The following is a 3,205-nucleotide window of genomic DNA, read 5'->3' as shown; positions in this document are numbered from 1 at the left end:
GGGTTTAGATCGAACTTATTGATGCACACCATCACCGGCACCTTGAAATGGCGGCACAGTTCGATGGCCCGGGCCATGTCGTGGATTCCGGAAACGGTGGGTTCGGCAACGATCACCACGCTGGTGGCACCGCCCACCGAAGCGATCACCGGACAGCCCACACCCGGAGGGCCGTCAGTCAGGATCAGGTCAAGGCCTCTCTCTTCGGCCAATTGCCTGGCCTGCTGGCGCACCAGGGACACCAGCTTGCCGGAATTCTCCTCGGCAATGCCCAGCCGGGCATGCACCATGGGTCCGAAGCGGGTGTCGGAAACAAACCACTGCCCACAGGTTTTGATGGGGAAATCAATGGCCTGCTCCGGGCAGAAATCCACGCAGACCCCACACCCTTCGCAACCGATCTCATCGACGACGAAGTCCGACCCGATGGCCGACCACCGGCACATCTCGATGCAGGTTCCGCATTCGGTGCAGCGCTGCAGGTCGATCACCGCCACGCCACCACCTTTGAAATCGGTCCGTTTTTGGATGTCGGGATGCATCAGCAGATGCAGATCCGCCGCATCCACATCCGCATCGCATAGCATGCAGCCGCTGGCCAGGCTGGCAAACGCTGCCGTCAGGCTGGTCTTGCCGGTGCCCCCTTTTCCGCTTAGGATAACAAGCTCTTTCATTTTGCGCCGATCCCCTTTCCCGTCAGAGTTGCGATAGTTTCTGCCAGTTCCCGGAAACGGGTCTTCCATTCGGGAAGAGCCAGGGATAATATCTCCCCGCGGGAATAGCTTTCTGCGATCTGCCGGTCATAGGGTATCTCCATGAGGATCGGGAGTCCTTGGGCGTGGGCATACTCCCTGACGTTGTCGTCACCCACATCGGCGCGATTGATCACCAGCCCCATGGGAATCTCGAGTATCTTCACCGCTTCCACGGCCAGTTTCAGGTCGTGAAGGCCGAAAGGCGTGGGCTCTGTGACCAGCAGGACAAAGTCCGTGTCCTTCATGGCGGCGATCACCGGGCATGAGGTGCCCGGCGGGGCGTCGATCAGCGTCAGGCCGTCGGCCCAGGTACGGTCGCGAACCTTCCGGATCAGCGGCGGCGCCATGGCTTCCCCCACGCGCAGCCGCCCGTGGGCAAAAGAAACGCCGTTGATGCCACCGCTTTCCAGCACGCCCAGTTCCCGTCCCGTTTCGGTAATGGCTCCTTCCGGGCACACCGCCATGCACCCGCCGCAGCTGTGGCAAAGTTCGGGAAAGGTAAGCACCGTATCACCGAGAACGGCAATGGCCCGGAACCGGCATATTTCCGCGCATTTTTTACATTGATTGCACTTTTCCAGGTCAATTTCAGGGATCGGGGTGGTGACGGTTGTCGTTTCCTCGATCACTGGCCGCAAAAACAGGTGCGCGTTGGGCTCTTCCACGTCACAGTCCAGCAGTTGGACCGGACCGTCTACGGATACCGCAAGATTGGTGGCCACGGTGGTCTTTCCGGTGCCCCCTTTACCGCTGGCAATGCTAATGATCATTGGGTCTACCCTCCCTGAAAAACAATCCTGCATGCGTTGATGTCACCCCGTCTGCCCGCCGGGCATCCTGCACACAAACGAGCATTTGATCAAATCTAATTTAAGCATAAGCTCATAAAACGTCAAGCGCTTTTTTTGCGTATGCTCAAAAAAAAGAAGGGCTGTGGATCCGATGTGAAACGCACCGGCAGGCTTCAATCAGGTTAAACCTAAAAATTTCTAATGGTTAGTTTTAATCATGAGTAGGCATGATTTGATGGACGGACGGTTTTCCCCTGGGGAGGATCTTATCTTGTTGATGGGAGGGCGCGATTTCGTGTCTATCCATCCATGGCAGGAGCCCTACGAACGGAACTTGATGATCTTCACCGCCTCGTCAACCCATTCCGAAATCAGACGGGACTGATCACGGTGGGCCTTGGTTTTTTTGAGGCGCTGAAAGATCTCCTCGCGGGTCTTGACAGCGTCGAGGGACGGGATGTTATCCATGGTGCCGATGTTGGCCAGTCCGCGGATGGCTATCCGCAGGTTCTGCAGCAGGTGGGACATGAATCGGTCGCTCTCCTTCAGAAAGTAGAGGTCCGATTCCGGACTGCCGTATTCGGTAAGTGCGCTGCGCAGCACCGATTGCCCCACGGTGGTTTCGATCATGGACAAAAAAATGTAAACCTCCCGCTCCAGGCCCAGGAGATCCTTCACGGACAGCCGGTGCTTGCGGGTCATGCCAAACTCCAGTGCTTCGCACAGGGCTTGGTGAATGGTTCGGACCTTGTCGAAAAAGGCTTCCTGGTCCCGATCCATTCTCCATGCGGCATACTGCGCCACCTCCTTGTTCAGGCCACGCTGGTTGAAAAGGATATCCTCCGGCGTAATTTCGATGTCGGCCAGGCTCTTGTCATATTCGTGGAGAATGAGGTTGGCCAGCACCAGTGCCTTGGCGTCCGAAAATTGAATATCACCAGGATCCTTGAGAAGATCCTCCAGCAGAATTTTGAACGCTCGTTTGGGCTGATTCATCCTGGAGGTGAGCATCTGCAGGGCGTTCAGAAAAGCGGTGCGGTCTTCCGGCACCACTACATCCTTGAGATGCCGCCAGAGGAACTCGAAAATCTTTTTCTCGTAGCGGGTGAATCGAGACAGGGCGTCGGCAAATGACCCTTTGAGGAAGCGGCCCTTCTCGTTGAAACACTTTTTCAGCACATCGACCAACTGGCGGGCTTCATCCATATCGATGCCAAAATCCTCGGCCAGGACTTCATAATCCCGGTCCTCGAACCGGATGGTGCCGTGAACCATTGAGGTCATCTTTTTCCGAGTGGAGGAGCGCCCTTTGAAAAAGGAAACCATTTTATGCAACTGTCGGTGAACCGCTCCCATAATAGGACCACGGGCGCCCACGTCGCTGTCCTCGGAACGGTTGAAATACAGGTTGTCGAACACATCGTCTCTGACTGTATCCAGCCGCTTTTGCAGGTTGTTCAATACCTCCTGTCGGGCATCTTCGCTTTTGGGCTTATTGTCGATGGCCTGAAGCAGACCGGAAGAGAGTCCCAGCCGCTCTTCCAGATGGTGGGAATTGATTTTCTGATAGTCATCACCGTAGACGCTTTTTATCACCTTGGCGGCCTTTTCGGGTGAGGCCTCAACGCTGGCGATAATTCTTGCCACTTTGGCTTTTTC

Annotated in this window: 3 protein-coding genes; all 3 read right to left on the bottom strand. The window is 56.1% G+C overall.

Annotation, left to right across the window (positions count from 1 at the left end; all coding sequences use genetic code 11):
- Window positions 1-674, bottom strand: a 674-nt coding sequence (locus tag ABYV26_RS23610; protein ID WP_372683805.1) for an ATP-binding protein, incomplete at its 3' end; no start/stop codon positions are given.
- The gene (locus ABYV26_RS23605) at window positions 671-1,525 is read right to left on the bottom strand and encodes a P-loop NTPase (protein ID WP_372683804.1); all 855 of its coding nucleotides are present in this window, start codon (window positions 1,523-1,525) and stop codon (window positions 671-673) included. The genes ABYV26_RS23605 and ABYV26_RS23610, both read right to left, overlap by 4 nt.
- A gap of 342 nt (window positions 1,526-1,867) precedes the next feature.
- The coding region (locus ABYV26_RS23600) for a hypothetical protein (RefSeq protein ID WP_372683803.1) at window positions 1,868-3,205 on the bottom strand (1,338 nt) is incomplete at its 5' end.

The sequence above is a fragment of the Desulfosarcina sp. genome (genome assembly GCF_041551955.1).
Taxonomy (GTDB): Bacteria; Desulfobacterota; Desulfobacteria; order Desulfobacterales; family Desulfosarcinaceae; genus Desulfosarcina.
This window is presented reverse-complemented; position numbering and strand designations above follow the sequence as displayed.

Coding starts and splice junctions, on each gene's coding strand:
- ABYV26_RS23605 (WP_372683804.1), bottom strand. CDS start 1,525: ATGATCATTAGCATTGCCAGCGGTAAAGGGGGCACCGGAAAGACCACC.